The organism is Enterobacter sichuanensis, assembly GCF_002939185.1.
Lineage (GTDB): Bacteria > Pseudomonadota > Gammaproteobacteria > Enterobacterales > Enterobacteriaceae > Enterobacter > Enterobacter sichuanensis.
The window spans coordinates 19,100-40,531 of sequence record NZ_POVL01000002.1 but is presented as its reverse complement, the minus strand read 5'-3'; the positions used below and the strand labels follow the sequence as shown (position 1 = coordinate 40,531).

The following is a 21,432-nucleotide window of genomic DNA, read 5'->3' as shown; positions in this document are numbered from 1 at the left end:
CTTACACAATGCCGGTCAGATAGAACACGGCAATGACAAAAAGCACTGCCAGACTTTTAATGATAGTGATAGCGAAAATGCCGCCGTAGGCCTGACGATGGCTCAGACCGGTGATTGCCAGCAAGGTGATCACCGCGCCGTTATGGGGAAGGGTATCCATCCCGCCGCTGGCCATGGAGGCCACGCGATGCAGCACCTCAAGGGGGATATTGGCTGCGTGGGCGGCGGCAACAAACGTGTCGGCCATGGCCGCGAGGGCAATGCTCATCCCGCCGGACGCCGAACCGGTGATCCCTGCAAGAACGGTCACGCTGATGGCTTCATTGAGTAACGGATTTGGAATGGCCGCCAGCGCGTGGGATAACACCAGAAAACCGGGCAGGGCGGCGATCACCGCGCCAAAACCGTATTCCGAGGCGGTATTCATCGCGGCCAGAATGGCCCCGCTGACCGCCGTGCGGCTGCCTTCCGCCAGACGTCCGCGGATATTGCGAAAGCCAAAAACCAGCACCAGCACGATACCGGCGATCAGCGCCGCTTCCACGGCCCAGATGGCGGTGATCTTGCTTACCTCGATCACAATCGGCTTTGCAAGTCCGGGAAGGGTCAGCTCGTGGCTGGTGCCGTACCAGCCGGGGATCCAGCGGGTAAGCAGCAGATTGAGGATCCCTACCAGCAGCAGAGGAGAGAGGGCAATCAGCGGGTGAGGGAGGTTAATGTCGTCCGGCGTTTCCGGTTCATTTTTCAGATCCGTGCCGTACCCCTCGTTGTTCTGGAGCGCTTTGCGGCGCTGGCGCTCCAGCCAGAGCAGACCAAAACAGATAATAAACAGCGAACCAATCAGCCCCAGCCACGGCGCGGCCCAGGCGTTTGTGCCAAAAAAGCTGGTGGGGATAATGTTCTGGATCTGTGGCGTGCCGGGCAGGGCATCCATGGTAAACGAGAATGCACCGAGCGCCACGGTGGCCGGGATCAGCCGTTTCGGGATGCCGCTCTGGCGGAACAATTCGGCGGCAAAGGGGTAAACCGCAAACGCCACCACAAACAGCGAAACGCCACCGTAGGTTAACAGCGAACACACCAGGACAATCACCGGGATGGCGTGACGCCGCCCGAGGATCCGAATCGCTGCGGCGACGATAGCGCGCGAGAAGCCGGAGAGTTCAATCAGCTTGCCAAACACGGCACCCAGCAGGAACACCGGGAAGTAGAGCTTGACGAAGCCGACCATTTTTTCCATAAACAGCCCGGTAAACGTCGGGCCGACGGCGCCAGGATCGGTCAGCAGCACGGCGCCGAGCGCCGCAATCGGGGCAAACAAAATCACGCTGTATCCGCGATAGGCCGCCAGCATCAGCAGTGCCAGCGCCGCCAGGGCAATTAACACACTCATTACGACTCCTCACTTTAATTATTATTCGGGTACCAACGAGAGGCTTAACGCTCGACAGTCAGGGCGATGCCTTGTCCGCCGCCAATGCACAGGGTGACGAGCCCTTTTTTAACGTCGCGGCGCTGCATTTCGTACAGCAGCGTCACGAGGATGCGGCAGCCGGAGGCGCCAATCGGATGACCAAGGGCAATCGCGCCGCCGTTTACATTCACCTTGCGCGCATCCCAGCCGAGCTGCTTGCCCACCGCCAGCGCCTGAGCGGCAAAGGCTTCATTGGCTTCAATGAGATCCACCTCATCGAGCGTCCAGCCCGCCCGCGCCAGCGCCGTCTGGCAGGCGCTCACCGGACCGATGCCCATCACCGACGGGTCAACCCCCGTTACGGCGTAACTCACAATGCGACCGAGGATCGGCAGTCCGCTCTGCCGCGCATTTTCTTCACTCATCAGCAGTACCGCAGCGGCACCGTCATTGAGCGTCGAAGCATTTCCCGCCGTGACCGTGCCTTCCTCGCGTAAAAATGCGGGGCGCAGTTGCGCAAGCTGCTCAGCGGTGGTCTCTGGTCGGGGCTGTTCATCACAACGAATAACCCGCGGTGGCTTTTTGCCCTCTTTCACCGTGACTGGCGCTATCTCGGCGTCAAACCGACCGGACGCAATGGCGGCCGCCGCTTTTTGCTGCGACCGGGCGGCGAAATCATCCTGCTGTTCGCGGGAAATACCGTACTGCCGGGCAACGTTTTCAGCGGTGATACCCATGTGGTAATCGTTGAATGCGTCCCACAAACCATCGGTAATCATGCTGTCCTGCAGACCCGTATGGCCAAACCGCAAACCAGACCGCGCCCCGTCCAGCAGATAGGGGGCGTTGCTCATGCTCTCCTGACCGCCTGCGATAACCACCCCGACGTCGCCGCTGCGGATCGCCTGCGCGGCGAGTTGTACCGCTTTCAGGCCCGCGCCGCACACCAGATTGACCGTTGTCGCTGGCGTGCTGACGGGTAATCCGGCGGCGATGGCCGTCTGACGCGCCGGGTTTTGTCCACATCCCGCCGTCAGCACCTGACCGAAAATCACGTCGTCAATCTTCTCTTTATCAAGACCGCTGCTCTCAAGCAGGTGACGTACCGCGACAGCCCCCAGCTCAACCGCAGAGAGGGAGGCGAGCGATCCGCGAAAACTGCCGACAGGGGTACGCGTTGCCCCGACAATCATGACCTGTTTCATCCGAAGCCCTCAGCTAAAGCGCATCTCGCGCACGTCGTCCGCCACAATGATTTTCCCGGCCGTTTTCGCCACGATCTCGTCAATACTGACGCCGGGGGCATACTCCCGCAGGATGAACGCGCCATCCTCAATTTCCAGCAGCGCGAGGTCGGTTAACACCCGACGGATGCAGCCCACGCCCGTGAGCGGCAGCGTGCAGCGCGGCAGCAGCTTTGACTCACCGCTTTTTGAGGCGTGGGTCATCACCACAATGATGTTCTGCGCCCCGGCAACGAGATCCATCGCGCCGCCCATCCCCTTCACCATTTTTCCGGGGATCATCCACGAGGCGATGCTGCCCTCAACGTCCACTTCAAAGGCACCCAGCACGGTCAGGTCGACATGACCGCCGCGGATCATGGCAAACGACTGCGCTGAGTCAAAAATGGCGGCCCCTGTCCGTGCGGTGACGGTCTGTTTACCGGCGTTGATCATGTCGGCGTCGAGGCTCTGCTCATCGGGGAAGGCGCCCATCCCCAGCAGACCGTTTTCCGACTGGAGCATCACGTCCATCCCTGCGGGAATGTAGTTCGCCACCAGCGTCGGAATGCCGATCCCCAGGTTGACGTAGTAACCGTCACGCAACTCGTGGGCCACGCGCATGGCCATCTGTTCACGGGTCAACATCGTCACACTCCTTGCGCGCGCAGCGTGCGCTGCTCAATGCGTTTTTCAAACTGGCCGACAATCAGCCTGTCGACGTAAATGCCCGGCGTATGAATAGCCGACGGAGGCAGTTCACCTGGCGGAACAATCTCTTCCACCTCCACCACCGTTATCCGGCCCGCGGTTGCCATCAGCGGATTAAAGTTTTGCGCGGTATGGCGATAGATAACGTTGCCGTACCAGTCCGCCTTCCAGCCTTTGATGAGCGCGAAATCCCCCGTAATGGCTTCTTCGAGGATGTAATGTTTACCCGCAAACTGGCGCACCTCTTTGCCTGCAGCCACGGGGGTGCCATAGCCGGTCGCGGTGTAAAACGCGGGGATCCCGGCGCCGCCTGCGCGCACCTTTTCGGCCAGCGTCCCCTGCGGCGTGAGTTCAACCTCCAGCTTGCCGCTCAGCACCTGCTGCTCGAACAGCGCGTTTTCGCCGACGTAAGAGGCCACTACCTTGCGAACCTGCCGCGTCTCAAGCAGGATCCCGAGACCGAAGCCATCCACGCCGCAGTTGTTTGAGACCACCGTCAGCCCCTGCACCTGCCGGCGTCTGACTTCGGCAATCAGGTTCTCCGGAATGCCGCACAGGCCGAAGCCGCCCGCCAGCAAGGTCATCCCGTCCGTCAGCCCATCCAGCGCCTGCGCATAGCTGCCGACGCGCTTATCCAGTCCTGCCATACTCATCCCTCCCGTTAACCGTGCCGGTATCATTAGGGGTGGCGACTCATTTGTTAATTTTGAATTTGTGACCCACTCATTTGGTTTTTTTATTAATTTCCTGTTAACTAAATTTTTTCAATTAGTTAACAGGATGAAAAATGAGAATGAGTGTCAAACAGTTACGCGCGTTTTTAGCGGTAGCTCACACTCTGAATTTCGCGCACGCCAGCGAACGGCTGAATCTCTCTCAGCCAGCCCTGAGCCTGACGATAAAAGGGCTGGAGGACGCGCTGGGCGGACCGCTTCTTCAGCGCAGTACGCGCAAGGTGGCCCTGACGCAGGAAGGGGAGACCTTTTTGCCGATGGCGCGGCAGCTGCTGGCGGACTGGGATAACGTCGAAGAGGCCATGCACCAGTGCTTTACCCTGCAGCGCGGTAAAATCTCGGTCGCGGCCATGCCGTCGTTTGCGGCGAATGTCTTACCCGAGGTGCTAAAAGCGTTTCGCGACCGCCACGCCGGGATCAACGTCACCGTGCATGATGTGATTAACGAGCAGGTGATAGAGATGGTCCGGGAAGGGCGCGTGGAGATGGGGATCGCATTCGAGCCTGCGCCAACGCACAACCTGCTGTTTACCCCGCTGGGCCTCGACCGGTTTATTGCCATTGTGCCGAAAGATTCTGCGCTTGCAGGCAAAAAGCGCCTGACATGGGACGCGCTGCTGACGCTGGATTTCATTACCCTGCAGCGTCCCTCTGCGGTGCGTCTGATGATGGAAGAGGAGCTGGCGCGAAGCGGCAGAAAACTGGAGGTCGCCCTGGAGAGCCATCAACTGGTGACGGTTGGGCGCATGGTCGCGAGCGGGCTGGGCGGCAGTGCCGTACCGGCGCTGTGTGAGACCCAGATGGCCTCATTAGGCGCGGTCTGTATTCCGCTGGACAGCCCGCCTATTGAAAAGTGTATCGGGGTGATCCATCCCGGGCACACGCAGCTTTCTAAAGCAGCGCATGCCCTGCTGGAAACCCTGAAAGATTTTTATCAGCCGGGTCAGGGGGCGAGAAATACCTGCGGCGCAGCGTGAGCCGGATGCCGGCCAACGTGGACCTGCGCGCCGTACCATTTTGCCAGCGCATCGGCCTGCAAAACGGTTTCCGGTTTCCCCTGGGACACGATTTTTCCGCCTTGCAGCAGCAGGATGCGATCCGCCCACAGCGCCGCCAGATTAAGGTCATGCAGCACCACGCACACGTGCAGATGTCCCCGACGGGTCAGGGATTTCAGCAGGCGCAGCAGATGCTGCTGGTGGTAGAGATCCAGCGCAGACGTGGGTTCATCCAGAAACAGCCAGCCGCGTGGCGCACCGTCGCACCAGAGCTGAGCCAGCGCGCGGGCGAGCTGGATGCGCTGCTGCTCGCCACCGGAAAGTGCGGCAAACTGCCTGCCCGCCAGCGGTAAACACCCGGTAACGACCATCACCGCTTCTACTACCGAGGCTTCAGGCGTGCGGGTCCAGGGCGCGCGGCCCATGCCGATTACTGCTTCAACCGGCCAGTCAAATCCAATCTGCGTGTTCTGACGCATCACCGCCCGGTAGCGGGAGAGCGTCTCCGGCTGCCAGGCGGCGATCGGCGTGCCCGCCAGGCTGCATTGTCCGCCCGCCGGTTTAAGATAGCCGGTAAGCAGCCGCAATAGCGTGGATTTCCCGGCGCCGTTGGGGCCAATCAACGCCACCATCTCGCCCTGAGATAAGGTCAGCGACACGTCGTTAATCAGCGTCCGTTGCCCGACGCGAAAAACAAGGTTTTCGCCACAATAGCGTTCAGCCATGCGAACCTCCACGACGAAAGATAAGCCACAGGAACCCCGGTGCGCCGAGAAGGCTGGTCAATAAGCCGACCGGCATTTCCGCCGGGGCGACCACGCTGCGCGCCAGCGTATCGGCAACCAGCAATAACAACGCTCCGGCCAGCACCGAACCAGGGAGTACGGCGCGGTGGTCGGCTCCCAGCCACATGCGCACCAGGTGCGGCACCACCAGGCCGACAAAGCCGATAATGCCGCTGACCGCAACGGCGGCAGCCACCAGAAGAGCACTGCACAGCAACAGGATCCTCTGCACGCTGGCGACGTCCACGCCGAGGTAGTGCGCCTCTTCGTCACCCAGTTGCAGCAAATTAAGGGCGCCTGCCAGACGCCAGATAACCAGCACGGTGGGTATCATCAGCGACGAGACGGCCAGCAGCGTTGACCACTGCGCCTGGCCGAGGCTGCCCATTCCCCAGAGCGAAAGCTGGCGAAGCTGGGCATCATTGCTGAGCCATGACAGCACGCCGACGGCCGCGCCGCACAGGGCGTTGATGGCAATGCCTACCAGCAGCAGGCGCGACAAAGAACCGTCACGTTGTCGGCTGAGGATAAAAATCACCAGGGTGGCGGCCAGCGCACCGAGAAACGCCGCCAGCATCGGGGCATACAGCATCACCAGGGCAGGCAGCGAGAGGGGAAGCACCACCCACAGCGCGACGGCAAGTGCCGCGCCGCTGCTGATGCCGAGCAGGCCTGGGTCTGCCAGCGGGTTGCGAAACAGCCCCTGCATCACGCAGCCCGCCACTGCCAGTGAACCGCCGATCGCCAGCGCCAGCAGCACGCGAGGCAGGCGGATCGTCAGCCAGATCTGACGCAGCGCTTCGTCTGTGCCGTTCCACAGCAGGCTGACTGGCAGGTGTAATGCCCCGACCCCGGTTGCCGCGAGGGTTATGATGGCCAGGATCGCGGTCAGCATCCATAACGATAAGGTGATCCGCCGGGACATCAGGGCAGCTGCTCCGCTTTGCTGCGCAGCTGCTGGATGGCCTCTGGCGTTCGCAGGCTGAAGCCCAGCAGCGCCATATCGTCAATCGCCAGCACCTGCTTGTTTCGTCCTGCCGGGGTTTGCGCCAGGCCGGGCAGCTTCCACAGGTTCGCTTCACCGCCCAGGGCGGTGATGCCGGCCGAGGAAATCACCACCAGATCGGGCCGGCTGGCGATGATGCCTTCCTGAGACAGCGGCTGATAGCGGCTGAACCCCTGCATCGCGTTAAGCAGTCCCGCCGCGCGGATAGCGGCATCGGCGGCGGTCTGTTGTCCGGCAGCCATGGCGGTCATCCCGCCGTGGTTGAGAATAAACAGCACCCGCTTGTTGAGCGGCGATGCGGGAAGTGTCGACAGCGCCTGACGGAGCCTGTTGCGCAGGGCTTGCCCCTCGGCCTCGCGGTGCGTTGCTTCCGCCACGATCCGCACCTTTTCATCAATGACGCTCAGGTCGTTACTGGCGGGAATTTCGATCACCCTGACGTGGCTTTGCTCAACCTGCTTTAGCGCCAGAGACGGCTGCGCCTGGGCGCTGGCCAGCACCAGCGTGGGGCGCAGGGATAAGATCCCCTCCGCGTTGAGCTGGCGTAGATAGCCCACGTCAGGCAGCGCATTCGCCGCCTGGGGCCACTGGCTGGTGCTGTCGCGCGCCACCAGCGAAGAAGCCGCACCGAGGGCGTAGACAATCTCGGTGACGTCGCCGCCGAGCGTGACGATTTTCTCCTGCGGGGCAGCAAATGCCAGCAGGGGCAGGGCGCCGATCAGGGCAAGCCACCGTTTCATGCGGCCAGCCCTTTCGCCGTTAAGGCGTCAATCTGGCTGCGCCACCGGCTCTGCTCCGGTTCGCCTTCGGTACGCTGGCCGTACAGCTGGGCGATTTGCGTCCCGTCGGCGGCAAACAGCTCCAGGCTGGTGACATGCCCGTCTGCCGTTGGTTTGCGCGTGACCCACGTTTCCGCAATGGATCCTTCAAGCAGATGCAGGGTAAAGGTTGGGTTAAAGATGTTCAGCCAGCCTTTCATCGGCACCAGCTTTTCCACCGCACCGGTGAAGATCTGCACGCAGCCGCGGTTGCCGACGAAGATCATGATGTCGTTCCCGTCCCGGCGCGCCGCTTCCAGTAGCTGCGCCAGCGCGGCGTTCTCTACCTTGCAGGCCAAATCGTCCCCCACCAGGCGAAACGCCTGCTGGCGGCTGAGGTTATGGCGCTTGAGCAGGCTGAAGAACTGATGCACATCGGTCATGGCGCGCCACTCGGCATCCACGAGCGCGGCTTCCGGCTGTTCAGCGTGGGCCGGGCGCTCGGCCACCTTCAACGCCAGCGGGGGATTCTCGGCAAAGATAAAGCGGGTCAGCACGTCTCCCCAGGCGGAAACGTCGGTGTTCTCCGTGGCGTAGACCTTCAGCAGGGCATCGCCCTGGTGGTCGAAAAACTGAATGCTCTGCCGCTCGCCGCGGGCGGTGGCTTCGCTGATGTGAAACGCGCTTGCCCACTGGTGGAGGAACAGGCGCAGATCCAGCGCGCGCGGGTTAAGCACCAGCCCGGCGTGTCCGGTCAGGTGCTGGTTGGTGAAGCTCCCTGTCTGTTCATGTACGGCATAGTCGTTACGGCAGATACATTTGGTTTCGCCCACCGCTTCCAGCGCGCCGAGGATCTCGCGGATTTCACCGCGCAGTCGCCAGGCGTCGTGACCCACGCGGGCAAAGGCCAGCTCTGCTTCGCTGATGTGCATTAAACTGGCGATGTCGCGCGCGTACTTTCCCGGATTATCTTCTTTGAGCTCAAGCCAGCGTGTGTAGTGATTCATTGTCTTTTCCTTCTGAAGAGTGGCCCCGACGGGAATTACCACTGATAGCTTACGAAAATCTTGCCGTTACGGCCGTCCTGCGGAATGCCCTGAGGGGACCAGTACGCTTTGTCAAAGGCGTTGCCGAGCACCAGCGTTGTGGTTACGCCTTTGAGCCGCTCCTGGCCTTTGTAACTCACGTAGAAATCGTTGACCGCATAGCCCGGCTGCTGGCTGTAGCTGCTGCTGATATGCGTTGACCGCTCGACAAAGGTGCCAATCCAGCCGACGGAGAAACCGCTTTGCGCCACCGGAATGTCCAGCTTGCTGGTCACGGTGTCCGGGTTGATGCTGGAGATATACTCGCCCGTATCGGTGTCTTTCCCGCGCGTGCGGTTATAGGCCAGGTCAAGGTTAAAGAGGTCGGCCGAGTACGTTGCCATCATGTCCCAGCCCCAGATTTTGGCGTTCGGGACGTTATAGGACATGGTGGTCGCCGCCGCAAAATCGACGGTGGTGGAGATGTAGTCTTTAGCTTTGGTGTCGAAATAGCTGGCTTTGAACTCCAGCGCATCGTTGGCAAGCATCAGATCGTCAAAGCGCAGGCCAAAACCAAACTCCTGCGTTTCGTTGGTTTCCGGGCGCAGGTTCGGGTTGGGCACCCAGTAGTTGGTATAGAAGCTGCCGATGGAGAAGTGTTTGGCGTCGTTGTACATCTCGCCCATGGTGGGCGCGCGGAACGCCTGCGCGTAAGAGCCAAACAGCATCAGCCAGTCAGTCGGGCTGATGGTTAACCCGGCGCGGGATGACCATTTATCGGCATCGACATCGTCGTAGCCATCGCTGCTGCCGCGGTAATTGTCATAGCGTGTGCCGCCAAGGAGGGTGACGGGAAGATCGCGAAGGGTAATTTCATCCTGCAACCAGCCAGAGCTGAAATCGATTTTCGCTTCCGGGAAACCGGTGGTGGCCCCGCCCGGGTGCTGCTCCTGACGGTAGTATTCCCCACCGTAGGTCAGCAGATGTGCCGCAAAGGTGTCGCTGAACAGGCGCGTGCGGTTTTCAACTTTGCCGCCTTTGGTGGTCTGCTGGCGAAACTCACCGCTGCTGTCGATATTCTGTGCGTTAATGCGCGCTTCGGACCAGTAAATTTTTGCGTCGGCGTTCAGCCAGTCGTTACCCGCCGGGGCAATGTTATAGCCCAGCTGCGCGTCACGCTGAATGGTGGAGCGATCGGTCATCGGGTTACTGCTGTCCGCCCCGGGAGTTTGCGGGTTTTTCGGCTCCCGGGCGGCGTTGTTGTAGTAGCGCAGGGAGCCGCTCAGGGTCTGGGCCGGATCGATTTTCCAGCTGCCTTTCGCCAGCATGTTATTGATGGATTCGTCGTTAGGCGCCGTTGCACCGTCGCTCTGGCGGATATCTCCGCGATCGCGGCTGGACCAGGACACCAGCCCGTCCAGCGTGTCTGTGCGTCCGTAGGCGCTGGCCCCCATGCCAAGGCTACGATCGCCCGTCGCGCCGGTACCAAACACGCGGTAACCGCTGCTTTTACCCGGCTCCAGCAGATCCTTCGCATCGACGGTGTCATACGAAATCACGCCGCCCAGCGCGCCGCTGCCGTACAGCAGGGCCGACGGACCGCGAACCACTTCGATACGTTTAATCAGCGCCGGGTCGAGGAAGGTGCTGTTCAGGTGTCCGGTATCGGTTCCCTGCCGCACGCCGTCCACCAGCACCAGCACGCCGCGACGGTCATAGCCGCGCAGGTTCACGTCCTGCCCGTTGGTGCGCCCGGTGCCGTCCAGCGTCAGACCGGGGATGTTACGCAGCAGGTCGGCCGCCGAGCTGGCGGTCTGTTTCTCCGGCGCGCTGGCGTCAATCACGCTCACCATCATGGGGGCTTCAAAGGCGCTGCGGGCGTTACCCGTGGCGATCACGGTCATTTCATCTGTGGCGGCAAAAGCGGTGCCCGGCAGAGCGCTGACGATCGCCAGCGCCAGAAGTGACGGACGTAAAGATGCGGAAGGCAGGTGTGGCATAGCAACTCTCCATAAGCATTGAAAAGCGCTGGCTGCCTTGGTTTCACCTGGGTGGCTGGCGTCGTTTTTTGTGTTGTTTATTTCGTGAGGATCAGTTTTCCGGCATGGGTCTGGCGCAGAAGGTAGCGCTGGCCGTCATGCTCGATAATGACCCGCCCCTCATCGCCGAGCAGGGTTTTGCTGTCAATCCTGCGCTCGGTAGGGGCTGGCGCTGTGTGTGTTTTTGCTGGCGTTGCCGCGCTGTTATCCGTACGTGACATAATGTTTATAAATAACAATCAATGTAACAATGATAATCATTATCAATAAACTGCAAATTCACAGCAAGCGTTTTTGTGAAAAAAGGGTGAGGGGATAAAATTGGGGGGAGGTGCGGCTTGATGCCCTCACCCCGACCCTCTCCCACGGGGCTGAGGGAGAAGGGCACGAATCGTAGGCCGGGTAAGCGCAGCGCCACCCGGCAGGATGTTAAAAGCGAGTGTCCAAGGCGGCAGCCAGCTTCTCCAGCAGCAGTTCACTGTCTTCCCAGCCCAGGCACGGGTCGGTGATGGACTGCCCGTAAACCATCTGCTGTCCGGCAACGATCTTCTGCGTCCCTTCCTTGATGAAACTTTCGGCCATAATGCCAGCGATAGCGGTTGAACCGCTGCGGATCTGCTTGCAGATCTCATCGCACACATCCAGCTGGCGGCGATGCTGTTTCTGGCAGTTGCCGTGGCTGAAATCTACCACCAGATGTTCCGGCAGGTCGAACTCGGCCAGCGACTCGCAGGCCGCCGCAATATCTTCTGCATGATAATTGGGCTTCTTGCCGCCGCGCATGATGATATGGCCGTACGGGTTACCGCTGGTCTGGTAAATTGTCATGTGGCCGCTCTTGTCCGGTGACAGGAACATATGGCTGGCACGGGCCGCGCGGATGGCATCCACCGCGATACGGGTGTTACCATCGGTACCGTTTTTAAAGCCCACCGGACAGGAGAGGGCAGAAGCCATCTCGCGGTGGATTTGGCTCTCGGTGGTGCGCGCGCCAATCGCGCCCCAGCTGATCAGGTCGGCGATAAACTGCCCGGTCACCATATCGAGAAACTCGGTTGCCGTCGGCACGCCCAGCTCGTTGACCTGTAACAGCAGCTTACGCGCCAGCTCAATACCGTGATTCACACGATAGCTGCCGTTCAGGTCAGGGTCGGAAATCAGGCCTTTCCAGCCCACCACGGTGCGCGGTTTTTCAAAGTAGGTTCGCATCACGATCTCAAGGCGATGCTGGTACTTATCACGCAGCCCCTGCAGCCGTTTGGCATAATCCATCGCCGCATCCAGATCGTGGATGGAGCACGGCCCAATCACCACCAGAAGACGCGGGTCTTCACCATTGAGGATTTTTTCAATGCGTCGCCGGGAGGCCGTCACATGTTCCGCAACGGTGGCGGAAACGGGATGCCGCTGTGCCAGTTCAGCCGGCGTAACCAGGCTGTCAATGCGCGCAGTGCGGAGTTCATCGGTTTTATTCATGGAATGTCTCAGAAAATTTTTGCTTCATCGGCAGACTACCGGGAAGTGATGGGCATCACCTTAAACCAATCCCTGCTGATTTCAAGTTCGGGGCGACACCGCCCCGTGGTTGCCGATGATGATACCTGAATCTGAGTTAATGTACTAGCATATTAGTACATGCGGCGGTTAAGCCCCATGATGTCGAGAATTTTGGTGGCGATCTCTTCTACCGAATAGTTGGTGCTGTTCAGCCACGGGATCTGGTTTTTACGGTACAGCGCTTCCACTTCGGAGACTTCCATTCGGCACTGGCGCATCGAGGCGTAGCGGCTATTTTCGCGGCGCTCTTCGCGGATGGCGGCGAGGCGTTCCGGGTTGATGGTCAGGCCAAACAGCTTGTGCTGCAGCGGCTTCAGGGCGGCGGGCAGCACCAGGTTATCCATGTCGTCAGCAATAAACGGGTAGTTGGCGGCGCGAATACCGAACTGCATCGCCAGATAGAGGCTGGTCGGGGTTTTGCCGCAGCGCGACACGCCCAGCAGGATCACCTGCGCCTGGTCGAGATTACGCAGAGAGATACCGTCATCGTGCGCCAGGGTGTAATCAATGGCGGCGATACGGGCATCGTACTTGGTCAGGTTACCGGGATTAAGCCCGTGGGTACGGTGGGCGATGGGCGTCGGGTCGAGCTTCAGTTCGCTTTGCAGCGGGGCCACCAGTGCCTGCACGATATCCTGACAAAAGCCTTCACTTTGCAGAATGATCGAGCGAATCTCGGGGATCACAATCGAGTAAAACACCAGCGGGCGGACGCCGGTCTGTTGATAGATGGCGTCAATCTGGTCTTTCACCGCTTTGGCGCGGCTCTCATTTTCGACAAACGGCAGCGTGATGCTGTTAATCGAAACGGGGAACTGCGACATCACCGCGTGGCCCAGCACCTCGGCGGTGATCGCCGTCCCATCAGAAATATAAAAAACGTGGCGATCGACAGCACTATCCATTTTACCCACCCTGAATATCATACGTAATTGTCTGAAAGCATAAATTAAAAAAGTAATTTATACAGCAAAGAACTTATCCTAATTATGAATGAAACGCTGTTTTTGATTTTCCTGAAAAGTGGATTTCATTTTTCATATAGCGACTTTATTTTTGGGGTTTCTGGCTGAATATAGAGGAATCATCGGCTTAATCGTTGATGGGAAAGTATCCGAAAAGTTGAAAATTTAAATTGCTTACACGATTCACCGTTTTTTTAGCGGAAATAAATATGCCACTATAAATACGTAGTCAGGCGTTACTTACTCCGATCAAATATCACAAAAGGATTGTTTCGATGTCCAACAATGGCTCGTCACCGCTGGTGCTTTGGTATAACCAACTCGGCATGAATGATGTAGACAGAGTTGGGGGCAAAAATGCCTCCCTGGGTGAAATGATTACAAATCTGTCAGGTATGGGTGTCTCCGTACCGAACGGGTTTGCCACCACCGCCGATGCCTTTAACCTGTTTTTAGACCAGAGCGGTGTTAACCAGCGCATTTACGACCTGCTGGATAAAACGGATATTGATGACGTTACCGAGCTTGCGAAAGCCGGGGCGCAGATCCGCCAGTGGATCATCGACACACCTTTCCAGCCGGAACTGGAAAAAGCCATTCACGACGCGTACAACCAGCTTTCTGCTGATGACGCGCAGGCCTCTTTTGCCGTGCGCTCTTCTGCCACCGCAGAAGATATGCCGGACGCCTCGTTTGCCGGGCAACAGGAAACCTTCCTGAACGTTCAGGGATATGACGCCGTGCTGGTGGCGGTGAAACATGTCTTTGCGTCCCTGTTTAACGACCGTGCCATCTCCTATCGCATGCATCAGGGCTATGACCACCGTGGCGTCGCGCTTTCCGCTGGCGTTCAGCGCATGGTGCGCTCGGATGTCGGTTCCTCCGGTGTCATGTTCTCCATCGATACCGAATCCGGCTTCGACCAGGTGGTGTTTATCACCTCTGCATGGGGTCTCGGTGAGATGGTGGTCCAGGGGGCGGTTAACCCTGACGAATTCTACGTTCACAAGCCGACGCTGGCCGCTGGCCGCCCGGCGGTGGTGCGCCGCACCATGGGCTCGAAAAAAATCCGCATGATCTATGCCCCGACGCAGGAGCATGGCAAGCAGGTGAAAATTGAAGATGTGCCGCAGGAGCAGCGCGATCGCTTCTCCCTGACCGACGCTGAAGTGCAGGAGCTGGCGAAGCAGGCGGTGCAGATCGAAAAACACTACGGTCGTCCGATGGACATCGAATGGGCGAAAGACGGTAACACCGGCAAGCTGTTTATCGTGCAGGCGCGCCCGGAAACCGTCCGTTCTCGCGGCCAGGTAATGGAGCGTTATACGCTGCACGCGCAGGGCAAAATCGTGGCGGAAGGCCGTGCGATTGGTCACCGTATCGGTGCCGGTCCGGTGAAAGTGATCCACGACATCAGCGAAATGAACCGTATTGAGCCTGGCGACGTGCTGGTAACCGACATGACCGACCCGGACTGGGAACCGATCATGAAGAAAGCCGCGGCTATCGTTACCAACCGCGGTGGCCGTACCTGTCACGCTGCCATCATCGCGCGTGAACTGGGTATTCCTGCGGTTGTCGGCTGCGGTGACGCTACCGAACGCATGAAAGACGGACAGAATGTGACCGTCTCCTGTGCCGAAGGCGATACCGGCTACGTGTATGCTGATATCCTCGACTTCAGCGTCAAGAGCTCCAGCGTGGATACCATGCCGGACCTGCCGCTGAAGATCATGATGAACGTCGGTAACCCTGACCGCGCGTTTGACTTCGCCTGCCTGCCGAACGAAGGCGTAGGTCTGGCGCGTCTGGAATTCATCATCAACCGTATGATCGGCGTCCACCCGCGTGCGCTGCTGGAGTTTGACGACCAGGATCCGAAACTGCAGAACGAAATCCGCGAGATGATGAAAGGCTACGACTCGCCGAAAGAGTTCTACGTCGGCCGTCTGACCGAAGGGATCGCCACGCTGGGCGCGGCGTTCTGGCCGAAACGCGTGATTGTGCGTCTGTCAGACTTTAAGTCTAACGAATACGCCAACCTGGTGGGCGGTGAGCGCTACGAGCCGGAAGAAGAGAACCCGATGCTGGGCTTCCGCGGAGCCGGACGCTACGTATCCGACAGCTTCCGCGACTGCTTCGCGCTGGAGTGTGAGGCGGTGAAACGCGTGCGCAACGACATGGGGCTGACCAACGTCGAGATCATGATCCCGTTTGTGCGTACCGTGGATCAGGCGAAAGCCGTGGTGGACGAGCTGGCTCGTCAGGGGCTGAAGCGCGGCGAGAACGGGCTGAAGATCATCATGATGTGTGAAATTCCGTCCAACGCCCTGCTGGCTGAGCAGTTCCTTGAGCACTTCGACGGCTTCTCTATCGGTTCGAACGACATGACGCAGCTGACGCTGGGTCTGGACCGCGACTCCGGCGTGGTCTCTGAGCTGTTCGATGAGCGTAACGAGGCGGTGAAAGCGCTGCTCTCTATGTCCATCCGCGCAGCGAAGAAGCAGGGTAAATACGTCGGGATTTGTGGTCAGGGCCCATCCGACCATGAAGACTTTGCCGCATGGCTGATGGAAGAGGGGATTGATAGCCTGTCCCTGAACCCGGATACCGTGGTGCAAACCTGGCTGAGCCTGGCGGAACTGAACAAGTAACCGCTAAAAAACGGATAAAGGCGAGGAGATATCTCCTCGCCTTTTTTATTTCCGCCCGAATATGCTCCCCATCACAAATAAAGTAAAAAACTAAATATCATAATTTGTCTGTTAATTTAGACAATTGTTAGCCCGCAAAGCGTTGCTAATACTTGAGCCTTACTGCGCATTTCCCTGGTGAAGATGCGCAACTGGTTGAAATACGTTTTAACCTGATAAAAAGGCAAATAACAATGATAATCTCCTCTGTATTGCGTACCAAAGATAAAATAGGTTATGGCTTAGGTGATATGGCCAGCGCGCTGGTCTGGCAAACGGCAACGCTATTTCTCGCTTATTTCTATACGGACGTTTTTGGTTTGCCCGCCGCGGTTATGGGCACCATGTTTTTAGTGGTGCGCGTGGTCGATGCGTTTGTCGACCCGTGCATTGGCGCGCTGGTGGATCGCACCCGGACGCGCCACGGTCGTTTCCGACCCTGGCTGCTGTGGTTTGCCATTCCGTTTGGCGTGAGCTGCCTGATTACGTTCTATGTCCCGGATGTTGGGCCAACGGCAAAAATCGTGTATGCCTGCGTGACCTACGCTATTTTAAGCCTGATTTACTCCGCGATTAACGTGCCTTACTGCGCCATGCCGGGCGCGCTGACGCTGGATCCGCGTGAGCGTCACTCCCTGCAATCCTGGCGCTTTGGCCTGTCATTTATCGGCGGGTTGATTGTGACGGTAATTGCCCTGCCGCTGGTCTCCTTGTTAGGCCAGGGCAACGTGCAGAAAGGCTATTTCTATGCCATGAGTCTGATGGGGCTGCTGGGGATTGTACTGTTCTTCTGCTGTTTCATGATGACCCGCGAGCGTTATTCTCCACGCAACGATACCTCCGGATCCATGTTTACCGATTTAAAACTGCTGGCCGGAAACAGCCAGTGGCGTATTGTGTTCCTGTTTAATATTTTACTGTTAACGGCGGTGGTGACGCGGGGTTCCGCCACGATGTATTACGTGAAATATGTGCTGTTGCGTCCGGAGCTGGTTTTTGCCTTTATTGTTTCCGGGATGGTGGCCTCATTAAGCGGCGCGTTATTATCCGAACGGCTGCTGGGGAAATTTGACCGCGTACGCGCCTATCAGTGGACCATTATTTCCTTCGTCATCTTCGGCGCGCTGATTTTCTTCCTGCCGCCTTCTCAGGTCTGGCTCATCTTTGGCCTCAATATCGTCTTCAGCTTTGTGCAAAACCTCACCACACCGCTGCAGTGGACCATGTTCTCCGATGTGGTGGACTACGAAGAGCATCGCAGCGGCCGCCGCCTGGACGGGCTGGTGTTCTCCACCGCGCTGTTTGCCATCAAATTTGGCCTGGCGCTGGGCGGGGCGGTCGTCGGCTGGGTGCTGGGCATGGTGGATTATGCACCCGGTGAGGCAGCCCAGGCACCGCACGTGCTCTCGACCATTAACGCACTGTTCACCCTTATCCCTTGCGCGCTGTTCCTCTGCATGGTCGCGCTGCTGGCCATCTACAAACTGAACAGCCGGCTGGTGGACTCCATCGCCCGGGAGCTGGCCAGCAAACGTGAGGTAAGACCCGAAGCAGGGCAGCTCAGCCCGGCAACACCTTCCGCACTACAGGAGTAAAACATGACAGCTATCTATAAGGACGCGGGACGTCCCGTGCACGAGCGCGTCGCCGATTTACTGTCACGCATGACCCCGGAAGAGAAGTTCGCTCAGATGCATGCGTACTGGCTGATCCTCGATGAAAACGGCAACCACCGCGAGCGCAGCGATCTGAGTGACGAATTTGCCGGTGTGAGCCAACAGGCTTCTCTCGGCGAACGGCTTAAGCTGGGCGTCGGGCAGATCACCCGTCCGCTGGGAACCCATATCGTTGATGCGAAAACCGGGGTACGCGCCGCTAACCGCCTGCAGCGGATGATGATTGAGGAGACGCGTCTCGGCATTCCGGCGCTGTTCCATGAGGAGTGCCTGGTGGGGCTGCTGTGTAAAGACGCCACGCTGTTCCCGTCGTCGCTGAACTACGGTTCAACCTGGGACCCTGAACTGGTGCAGCGAGCGGCACAACAGATTGGTAAAGAGGCGCGGTCTGTGGGCTGCCAGCAGGGGCTGGCGCCGGTGCTGGATGTCTCCCGCGACGTGCGCTGGGGGCGAACCGAAGAGACCTTTGGCGAAGATCCCTGGCTGGTGGGCGTCATGGCTACCGCCTATGTTAAGGGACTGCAGGGCGACAAACGTGACCTGCTGGCGACCCTCAAACATTATGTGGGTCACTCGTTCAGTGAAGGCGCGCGTAACCATGCTCCGGTACACCTGGGTTTTAGCGAGCTTAACGACACCTTCCTGCTGCCGTTTGAAATGGCGGTGAAGCTCGCCAACGCCGGTTCGGTAATGCCCGCCTATCACGATATTGATAACCAGCCGGGCCACAGCGACAGCTTCCTGCTGACCACCGTCCTTCGCGAACAGTGGGGCTTCGACGGGATCGTTGTGGCCGACTACGGCGGCGTCAGCCTGCTGCATCAGCATCATGGGGTTTCCCACGATGCGGCAGAATCTGCCGCGCTGGCCTTCAACGCCGGGCTGGATGTTGAGCTGCCGAAAGATGACTGCGCACGCCACCTGGCCGAAGCCGTCGATCGCGGGCTGATCGCCATGGCGAAAGTGGATGAGATTGTGGGCCGTGTGCTGACCGAAAAATTCCGTCTCGGTCTGTTTGAAGAGCCGTATGTCGATGAAAACGGTATCGATCTGCAAAATGAAGTGACCCGCCAGGTCGCGCGGGAGGTGGCGACAAAATCGGTCACGCTGCTGGAGAACAACGGCATCTTACCTCTTGGTGGCAAACCCCGCGTGGCGGTGGTAGGGCCGACGGCAGACGATCCGCTGGCGTTACTCAGCGGCTACAGTTTCCCCGTTCATCTGATCATCAGCGATATGGTCGAGGAGACCTCTCAGGTGACGACGCCGCGCGCGGCGCTGGAGCATTACCTCGGCGCGTCGCAGGTCCGCTACGCTAAAGGGTGTCACATCATCGAAAAACGGATGGCGGGTGCGCCGGTCTTCCCGGGGGACAGTGGAGGCAAACCGATGCAGCAGTCGCCGGTTTCGCAAAGCACCGCCTTGATCCCCGAGGCTGTGAATGCCGCGCAGGAGAGTGATGTTGTCGTGGCCTGCGTGGGCGATCTCGCCGGGCTGTTCCAGAGCGGTACCGTGGGGGAAGGTTCGGATACCGACTCCTTAAACCTGCCGGGCGTGCAGCAACAGTTGCTGGAGGCGCTGGTGGCGACGGGCAAACCGGTGATTGTCGTGATGACCGGAGGGCGTCCTTACCATCTTCAGGGCCTGGAGGACAAGGTGGCCGCGCTGATCGTGGCGTGGGCACCGGGGCAGGAAGGGGGCTGGGCCATTGCGGACGTGCTAACGGGGCGTGCGGAGCCGCAGGGGCGTCTGGTGGTGAGCGTGCCGAAAAGCGCCGGCGCGATGCCGTACTACTACAATCACAAGCTCAAAAGCGGCGGCACGCCGTTTGCGTTCCATTTCGGTGCACGTTACCCGTTTGGCTTCGGCCTCGGCTGGACGACATTTAGCTGGGGGAACGCGAGCGTGGCTTCATCTGAGGTGTCGGTCGACGGCGAGGTGGCACTGAGCGTGGAGATCACCAACACCGGGGAGCGCAGCGGCAGCGAGGTGGTGCAGGTTTACGTCAGGGATAAGGTCGCCACGCAGGTTCGGCCGCTCCAGGAGCTGAAGGCCTTCCAGCGCGTCACGCTCTCGCCGGGGGAAACCGCCACGCTCACCTTTACGCTGCCGGTGGAGATGTTCAACTTTACCCGTCGTGACGGGAAACGCATCGTTGAGCCGGGTGAGTTTGAGCTGCAGATGGGCGCATCGTCAGCGGATATCCGCGAGACGGTTACGGTTAATGTGACAGGGGAAACGCGGGTGCTGCCCGCTGAGTGGCGGATGCTCAGTACCTGTGAGGTTAAGCGCGCGTAGTCAGGATAAAAAAAAGCCCATCGTGGGAGATGGGCAAAGACTACACACAGCAATTCGTTGTTTCACTCAGGGGATTTCCATGCTTATAAATCAAGGTGTTGATTTATAACCGTGTGCTAATAGTAGGCATGTCCGCTTTTAGCGTCGATCGGATTCGTCTCAATAGTTAAAGAGACGTAAAGATTTCTTGCGGTTATGAGCAGATTGGGGGCAGGAATCGCGGGTCTGACCAGTGTGTAACGAATAAATACTTTAGCAGTGTTAAAGTATTGAGCGGGAGAATGTAGGCCGGGTAAGCGTCAGCGCCACCCGGCAACAAGACTTAATGGGTATTCTTTTCTTCCAACTCTTCCAGTTCGCTCAAAATCACGTCCGGGTCAGTTCCCGGCGGGGGAATTTCATGCACCCAGGCGGAGAACAGACGCCAGGTGACGGCGAGAAGCACCGGGCCGATAAACAGGCCAATCATGCCGAAGGCAATCAAGCCGCCAATCACCCCGGAGAGGATCAGGATCAGCGGCAGGTCAGCGCCCATGCGGATCAAAATCGGGCGAATGACGTTATCCATCGTGCCGACCACGCAGCTCCAGACCAGCAACACCGTTCCCCACGTGGTATCACCCGTCCAGTAGAGCCAGATGATGCTGGGTACCAGCACCAGCAGCGGCCCCAGTTGCGCAAGACAGGTCATCAGCATGACCACGGTGAAGACCGTGGCGTACGGTACGCCGGAAATCGCCAGACCAATACCACCCAGCACCGCCTGCACCAGCGCGGTCACCACCACGCCCAGCGCAACCGCGCGTACGGCCTGTGCCGCCAGCAGTACCGCAGCGTCGCCCCGTTTACCCGCCAGGCGGGTTGCAAAGTGACGAACGCCCAACGCCACCTGTTCACCGCGCCAGTAGAGCAGGGCGCTGAAGAGCAGCATCAGGGTACAGTGCATCATAAAGCGACCAATATGCGCCGCCTGACCCACAAACCAGGTGGTGGTGGTGCCAATATACGGGCGAACTTTTGCCATCAACGCGCTGCCCCCCATCTCCAGCAGGCTATGCCAGCCGCTGTAGAGCTTGGCCCCCACCAGCGGAATGCTGTTCAGCCAGGCGAGATCCGGCAGCGTCAGGTCGCCACTGGTAATGGCACGGATAACCGGGCCGCTGGAATCCACCAGACTGTTCACCAGCAAAGCAATGGGAATAATAAACAGCAGGAACAGCAGCAGCGTCATGACCAGCACGGCTAACCCACGGCGGCCGAACAGCAGCTTCTGCAAGCGCAGCAATAAAGGCCATGTGGCGACGACCACGGTCGCGGCCCAGGCGAAGCCGAGAATAAAGGGTTGAACAATCCACAGACACGCAATAATCATGAGGGCCAGGAACAGCACCGACAGCAAAATTTGCGCAACATCCCTGGGCTGGCGAACATTGACCATAAATGAAACTTTCCTTAATAAAACACCAGCGAGGCTGGCGGGAAGGGAAAACCGCGTCTCTCTAATCATTAATGATATCAGCGATTTTTGACAGGCGAATTCTGCCTGTAAT

General features: G+C 59.0%; 17 protein-coding genes and 1 other RNA gene. 4 read left to right on the top strand and 14 right to left on the bottom strand.

Features of this window, described 5'->3' with window-relative positions; genetic code table 11:
- Position 1: 1 nt before the first annotated feature.
- From C5687_RS01225 to C5687_RS01210, 4 genes are read right to left on the bottom strand one after another with little or no spacing between them, the layout of a single operon-like run.
- Complete coding sequence (locus C5687_RS01225; RefSeq protein ID WP_104556277.1) at positions 2-1,393, bottom strand: GntP family permease; 1,392 nt, start codon at positions 1,391-1,393, stop codon at positions 2-4.
- A gap of 44 nt (positions 1,394-1,437) precedes the next feature.
- Complete coding sequence (locus C5687_RS01220) at positions 1,438-2,619, bottom strand: acetyl-CoA C-acetyltransferase (RefSeq protein WP_104556276.1); 1,182 nt, start codon at positions 2,617-2,619, stop codon at positions 1,438-1,440.
- Between the two features lie 9 nt (positions 2,620-2,628).
- Positions 2,629-3,285: a CoA transferase subunit B gene (locus C5687_RS01215; RefSeq protein WP_094918968.1), complete on the bottom strand. Its 657-nt coding sequence runs from the start codon at positions 3,283-3,285 to the stop codon at positions 2,629-2,631.
- Between the two features lie 2 nt (positions 3,286-3,287).
- Positions 3,288-3,995, bottom strand: a complete 708-nt coding sequence (locus C5687_RS01210) for a CoA transferase subunit A (RefSeq protein WP_104556275.1) — start codon at positions 3,993-3,995, stop codon at positions 3,288-3,290.
- A 140-nt stretch (positions 3,996-4,135) separates the two neighbouring features.
- Here C5687_RS01210 and C5687_RS01205 point away from each other — a divergent pair, with 140 nt between their 5' ends.
- Positions 4,136-5,059: a LysR family transcriptional regulator gene (locus C5687_RS01205; RefSeq protein ID WP_032672463.1), complete on the top strand. Its 924-nt coding sequence runs from the start codon at positions 4,136-4,138 to the stop codon at positions 5,057-5,059.
- Here the strand turns inward: C5687_RS01205 and C5687_RS01200 are convergent.
- The 8 genes from C5687_RS01200 to ppsR all read right to left on the bottom strand — a co-directional run bounded on the left by C5687_RS01200 (position 5,026) and on the right by ppsR (position 13,155).
- Positions 5,026-5,805 carry a heme ABC transporter ATP-binding protein gene (locus C5687_RS01200; protein WP_104556274.1) on the bottom strand — a complete coding sequence of 260 codons (780 nt, stop codon included), beginning with the start codon at positions 5,803-5,805 and terminating at the stop codon, positions 5,026-5,028. The genes C5687_RS01205 and C5687_RS01200 overlap by 34 nt on opposite strands.
- The gene (locus C5687_RS01195; RefSeq protein ID WP_104556273.1) at positions 5,798-6,790 is read right to left on the bottom strand and encodes a FecCD family ABC transporter permease; all 993 of its coding nucleotides are present in this window, start codon (positions 6,788-6,790) and stop codon (positions 5,798-5,800) included. Before C5687_RS01195 ends, C5687_RS01200 begins: the two co-directional genes overlap by 8 nt.
- A complete protein-coding gene (locus tag C5687_RS01190) occupies positions 6,790-7,611 on the bottom strand; it encodes a heme/hemin ABC transporter substrate-binding protein (RefSeq protein WP_104556272.1) in 822 nt (273 codons plus the stop codon). Before C5687_RS01190 ends, C5687_RS01195 begins: the two co-directional genes overlap by 1 nt.
- Complete coding sequence (locus C5687_RS01185; RefSeq protein ID WP_104556271.1) at positions 7,608-8,636, bottom strand: hemin-degrading factor; 1,029 nt, start codon at positions 8,634-8,636, stop codon at positions 7,608-7,610. Before C5687_RS01185 ends, C5687_RS01190 begins: the two co-directional genes overlap by 4 nt.
- Positions 8,637-8,671: 35 nt before the next feature.
- A complete protein-coding gene (locus C5687_RS01180; protein WP_104556270.1) occupies positions 8,672-10,654 on the bottom strand; it encodes a TonB-dependent hemoglobin/transferrin/lactoferrin family receptor in 1,983 nt (660 codons plus the stop codon).
- 77 nt (positions 10,655-10,731) lie between these two features.
- Positions 10,732-10,914: a hemin uptake protein HemP gene (gene hemP, locus C5687_RS01175; protein ID WP_025757323.1), complete on the bottom strand. Its 183-nt coding sequence runs from the start codon at positions 10,912-10,914 to the stop codon at positions 10,732-10,734.
- A 208-nt stretch (positions 10,915-11,122) separates the two neighbouring features.
- Positions 11,123-12,169, bottom strand: coding sequence for a 3-deoxy-7-phosphoheptulonate synthase AroH (gene aroH, locus C5687_RS01170; RefSeq protein WP_104556269.1), 1,047 nt, complete (start codon positions 12,167-12,169; stop codon positions 11,123-11,125).
- Positions 12,170-12,321: 152 nt separating this feature from the next.
- Positions 12,322-13,155 (bottom strand): posphoenolpyruvate synthetase regulatory kinase/phosphorylase PpsR, encoded by an 834-nt coding sequence (ppsR, locus tag C5687_RS01165; RefSeq protein WP_023311315.1) that lies wholly within the window; start codon positions 13,153-13,155, stop codon positions 12,322-12,324.
- Positions 13,156-13,490: 335 nt separating this feature from the next.
- On the opposite strand from ppsR, the gene ppsA reads away from it, so the two are divergent.
- The 3 genes from ppsA to C5687_RS01150 all read left to right on the top strand — a co-directional run bounded on the left by ppsA (position 13,491) and on the right by C5687_RS01150 (position 19,882).
- Complete coding sequence (gene ppsA / locus C5687_RS01160) at positions 13,491-15,869, top strand: phosphoenolpyruvate synthase (RefSeq protein ID WP_104556268.1); 2,379 nt, start codon at positions 13,491-13,493, stop codon at positions 15,867-15,869.
- Between the two features lie 233 nt (positions 15,870-16,102).
- Positions 16,103-17,503 (top strand): MFS transporter, encoded by a 1,401-nt coding sequence (locus C5687_RS01155; protein WP_104556267.1) that lies wholly within the window; start codon positions 16,103-16,105, stop codon positions 17,501-17,503.
- A gap of 3 nt (positions 17,504-17,506) precedes the next feature.
- A complete protein-coding gene (locus C5687_RS01150) occupies positions 17,507-19,882 on the top strand; it encodes a glycoside hydrolase family 3 N-terminal domain-containing protein (RefSeq protein ID WP_104556266.1) in 2,376 nt (791 codons plus the stop codon).
- A gap of 5 nt (positions 19,883-19,887) precedes the next feature.
- Here the strand turns inward: C5687_RS01150 and rprA are convergent.
- Together rprA and ydiK are read right to left on the bottom strand one after the other, a co-directional pair.
- An RNA gene (rprA, locus tag C5687_RS01145) (antisense sRNA RprA) lies at positions 19,888-19,995 on the bottom strand.
- A 209-nt stretch (positions 19,996-20,204) separates the two neighbouring features.
- Complete coding sequence (ydiK, locus tag C5687_RS01140) at positions 20,205-21,320, bottom strand: AI-2E family transporter YdiK (protein WP_025757318.1); 1,116 nt, start codon at positions 21,318-21,320, stop codon at positions 20,205-20,207.
- Positions 21,321-21,432 lie beyond the last annotated feature (112 nt).

What these genes read in the sequence shown, in the direction of transcription:
- C5687_RS01225 (WP_104556277.1), bottom strand. Translation starts at nt 1,393, where the DNA reads ATGAGTGTGTTAATTGCCCTGGCGGCGCTGGCACTGCTGATGCTGGCG.
- C5687_RS01220 (WP_104556276.1), bottom strand. Translation starts at nt 2,619, where the DNA reads ATGAAACAGGTCATGATTGTCGGGGCAACGCGTACCCCTGTCGGCAGT.
- C5687_RS01215 (WP_094918968.1), bottom strand. Translation starts at nt 3,285, where the DNA reads ATGTTGACCCGTGAACAGATGGCCATGCGCGTGGCCCACGAGTTGCGT.
- C5687_RS01210 (WP_104556275.1), bottom strand. Translation starts at nt 3,995, where the DNA reads ATGGCAGGACTGGATAAGCGCGTCGGCAGCTATGCGCAGGCGCTGGAT.
- C5687_RS01205 (WP_032672463.1), top strand. Translation starts at nt 4,136, where the DNA reads ATGAGAATGAGTGTCAAACAGTTACGCGCGTTTTTAGCGGTAGCTCAC.
- C5687_RS01200 (WP_104556274.1), bottom strand. Translation starts at nt 5,805, where the DNA reads ATGGCTGAACGCTATTGTGGCGAAAACCTTGTTTTTCGCGTCGGGCAA.
- C5687_RS01195 (WP_104556273.1), bottom strand. Translation starts at nt 6,790, where the DNA reads ATGTCCCGGCGGATCACCTTATCGTTATGGATGCTGACCGCGATCCTG.
- C5687_RS01190 (WP_104556272.1), bottom strand. Translation starts at nt 7,611, where the DNA reads ATGAAACGGTGGCTTGCCCTGATCGGCGCCCTGCCCCTGCTGGCATTT.
- C5687_RS01185 (WP_104556271.1), bottom strand. Translation starts at nt 8,636, where the DNA reads ATGAATCACTACACACGCTGGCTTGAGCTCAAAGAAGATAATCCGGGA.
- C5687_RS01180 (WP_104556270.1), bottom strand. Translation starts at nt 10,654, where the DNA reads ATGCCACACCTGCCTTCCGCATCTTTACGTCCGTCACTTCTGGCGCTG.
- hemP (WP_025757323.1), bottom strand. Translation starts at nt 10,914, where the DNA reads ATGTCACGTACGGATAACAGCGCGGCAACGCCAGCAAAAACACACACA.
- aroH (WP_104556269.1), bottom strand. Translation starts at nt 12,169, where the DNA reads ATGAATAAAACCGATGAACTCCGCACTGCGCGCATTGACAGCCTGGTT.
- ppsR (WP_023311315.1), bottom strand. Translation starts at nt 13,155, where the DNA reads ATGGATAGTGCTGTCGATCGCCACGTTTTTTATATTTCTGATGGGACG.
- ppsA (WP_104556268.1), top strand. Translation starts at nt 13,491, where the DNA reads ATGTCCAACAATGGCTCGTCACCGCTGGTGCTTTGGTATAACCAACTC.
- C5687_RS01155 (WP_104556267.1), top strand. Translation starts at nt 16,103, where the DNA reads ATGATAATCTCCTCTGTATTGCGTACCAAAGATAAAATAGGTTATGGC.
- C5687_RS01150 (WP_104556266.1), top strand. Translation starts at nt 17,507, where the DNA reads ATGACAGCTATCTATAAGGACGCGGGACGTCCCGTGCACGAGCGCGTC.
- ydiK (WP_025757318.1), bottom strand. Translation starts at nt 21,320, where the DNA reads ATGGTCAATGTTCGCCAGCCCAGGGATGTTGCGCAAATTTTGCTGTCG.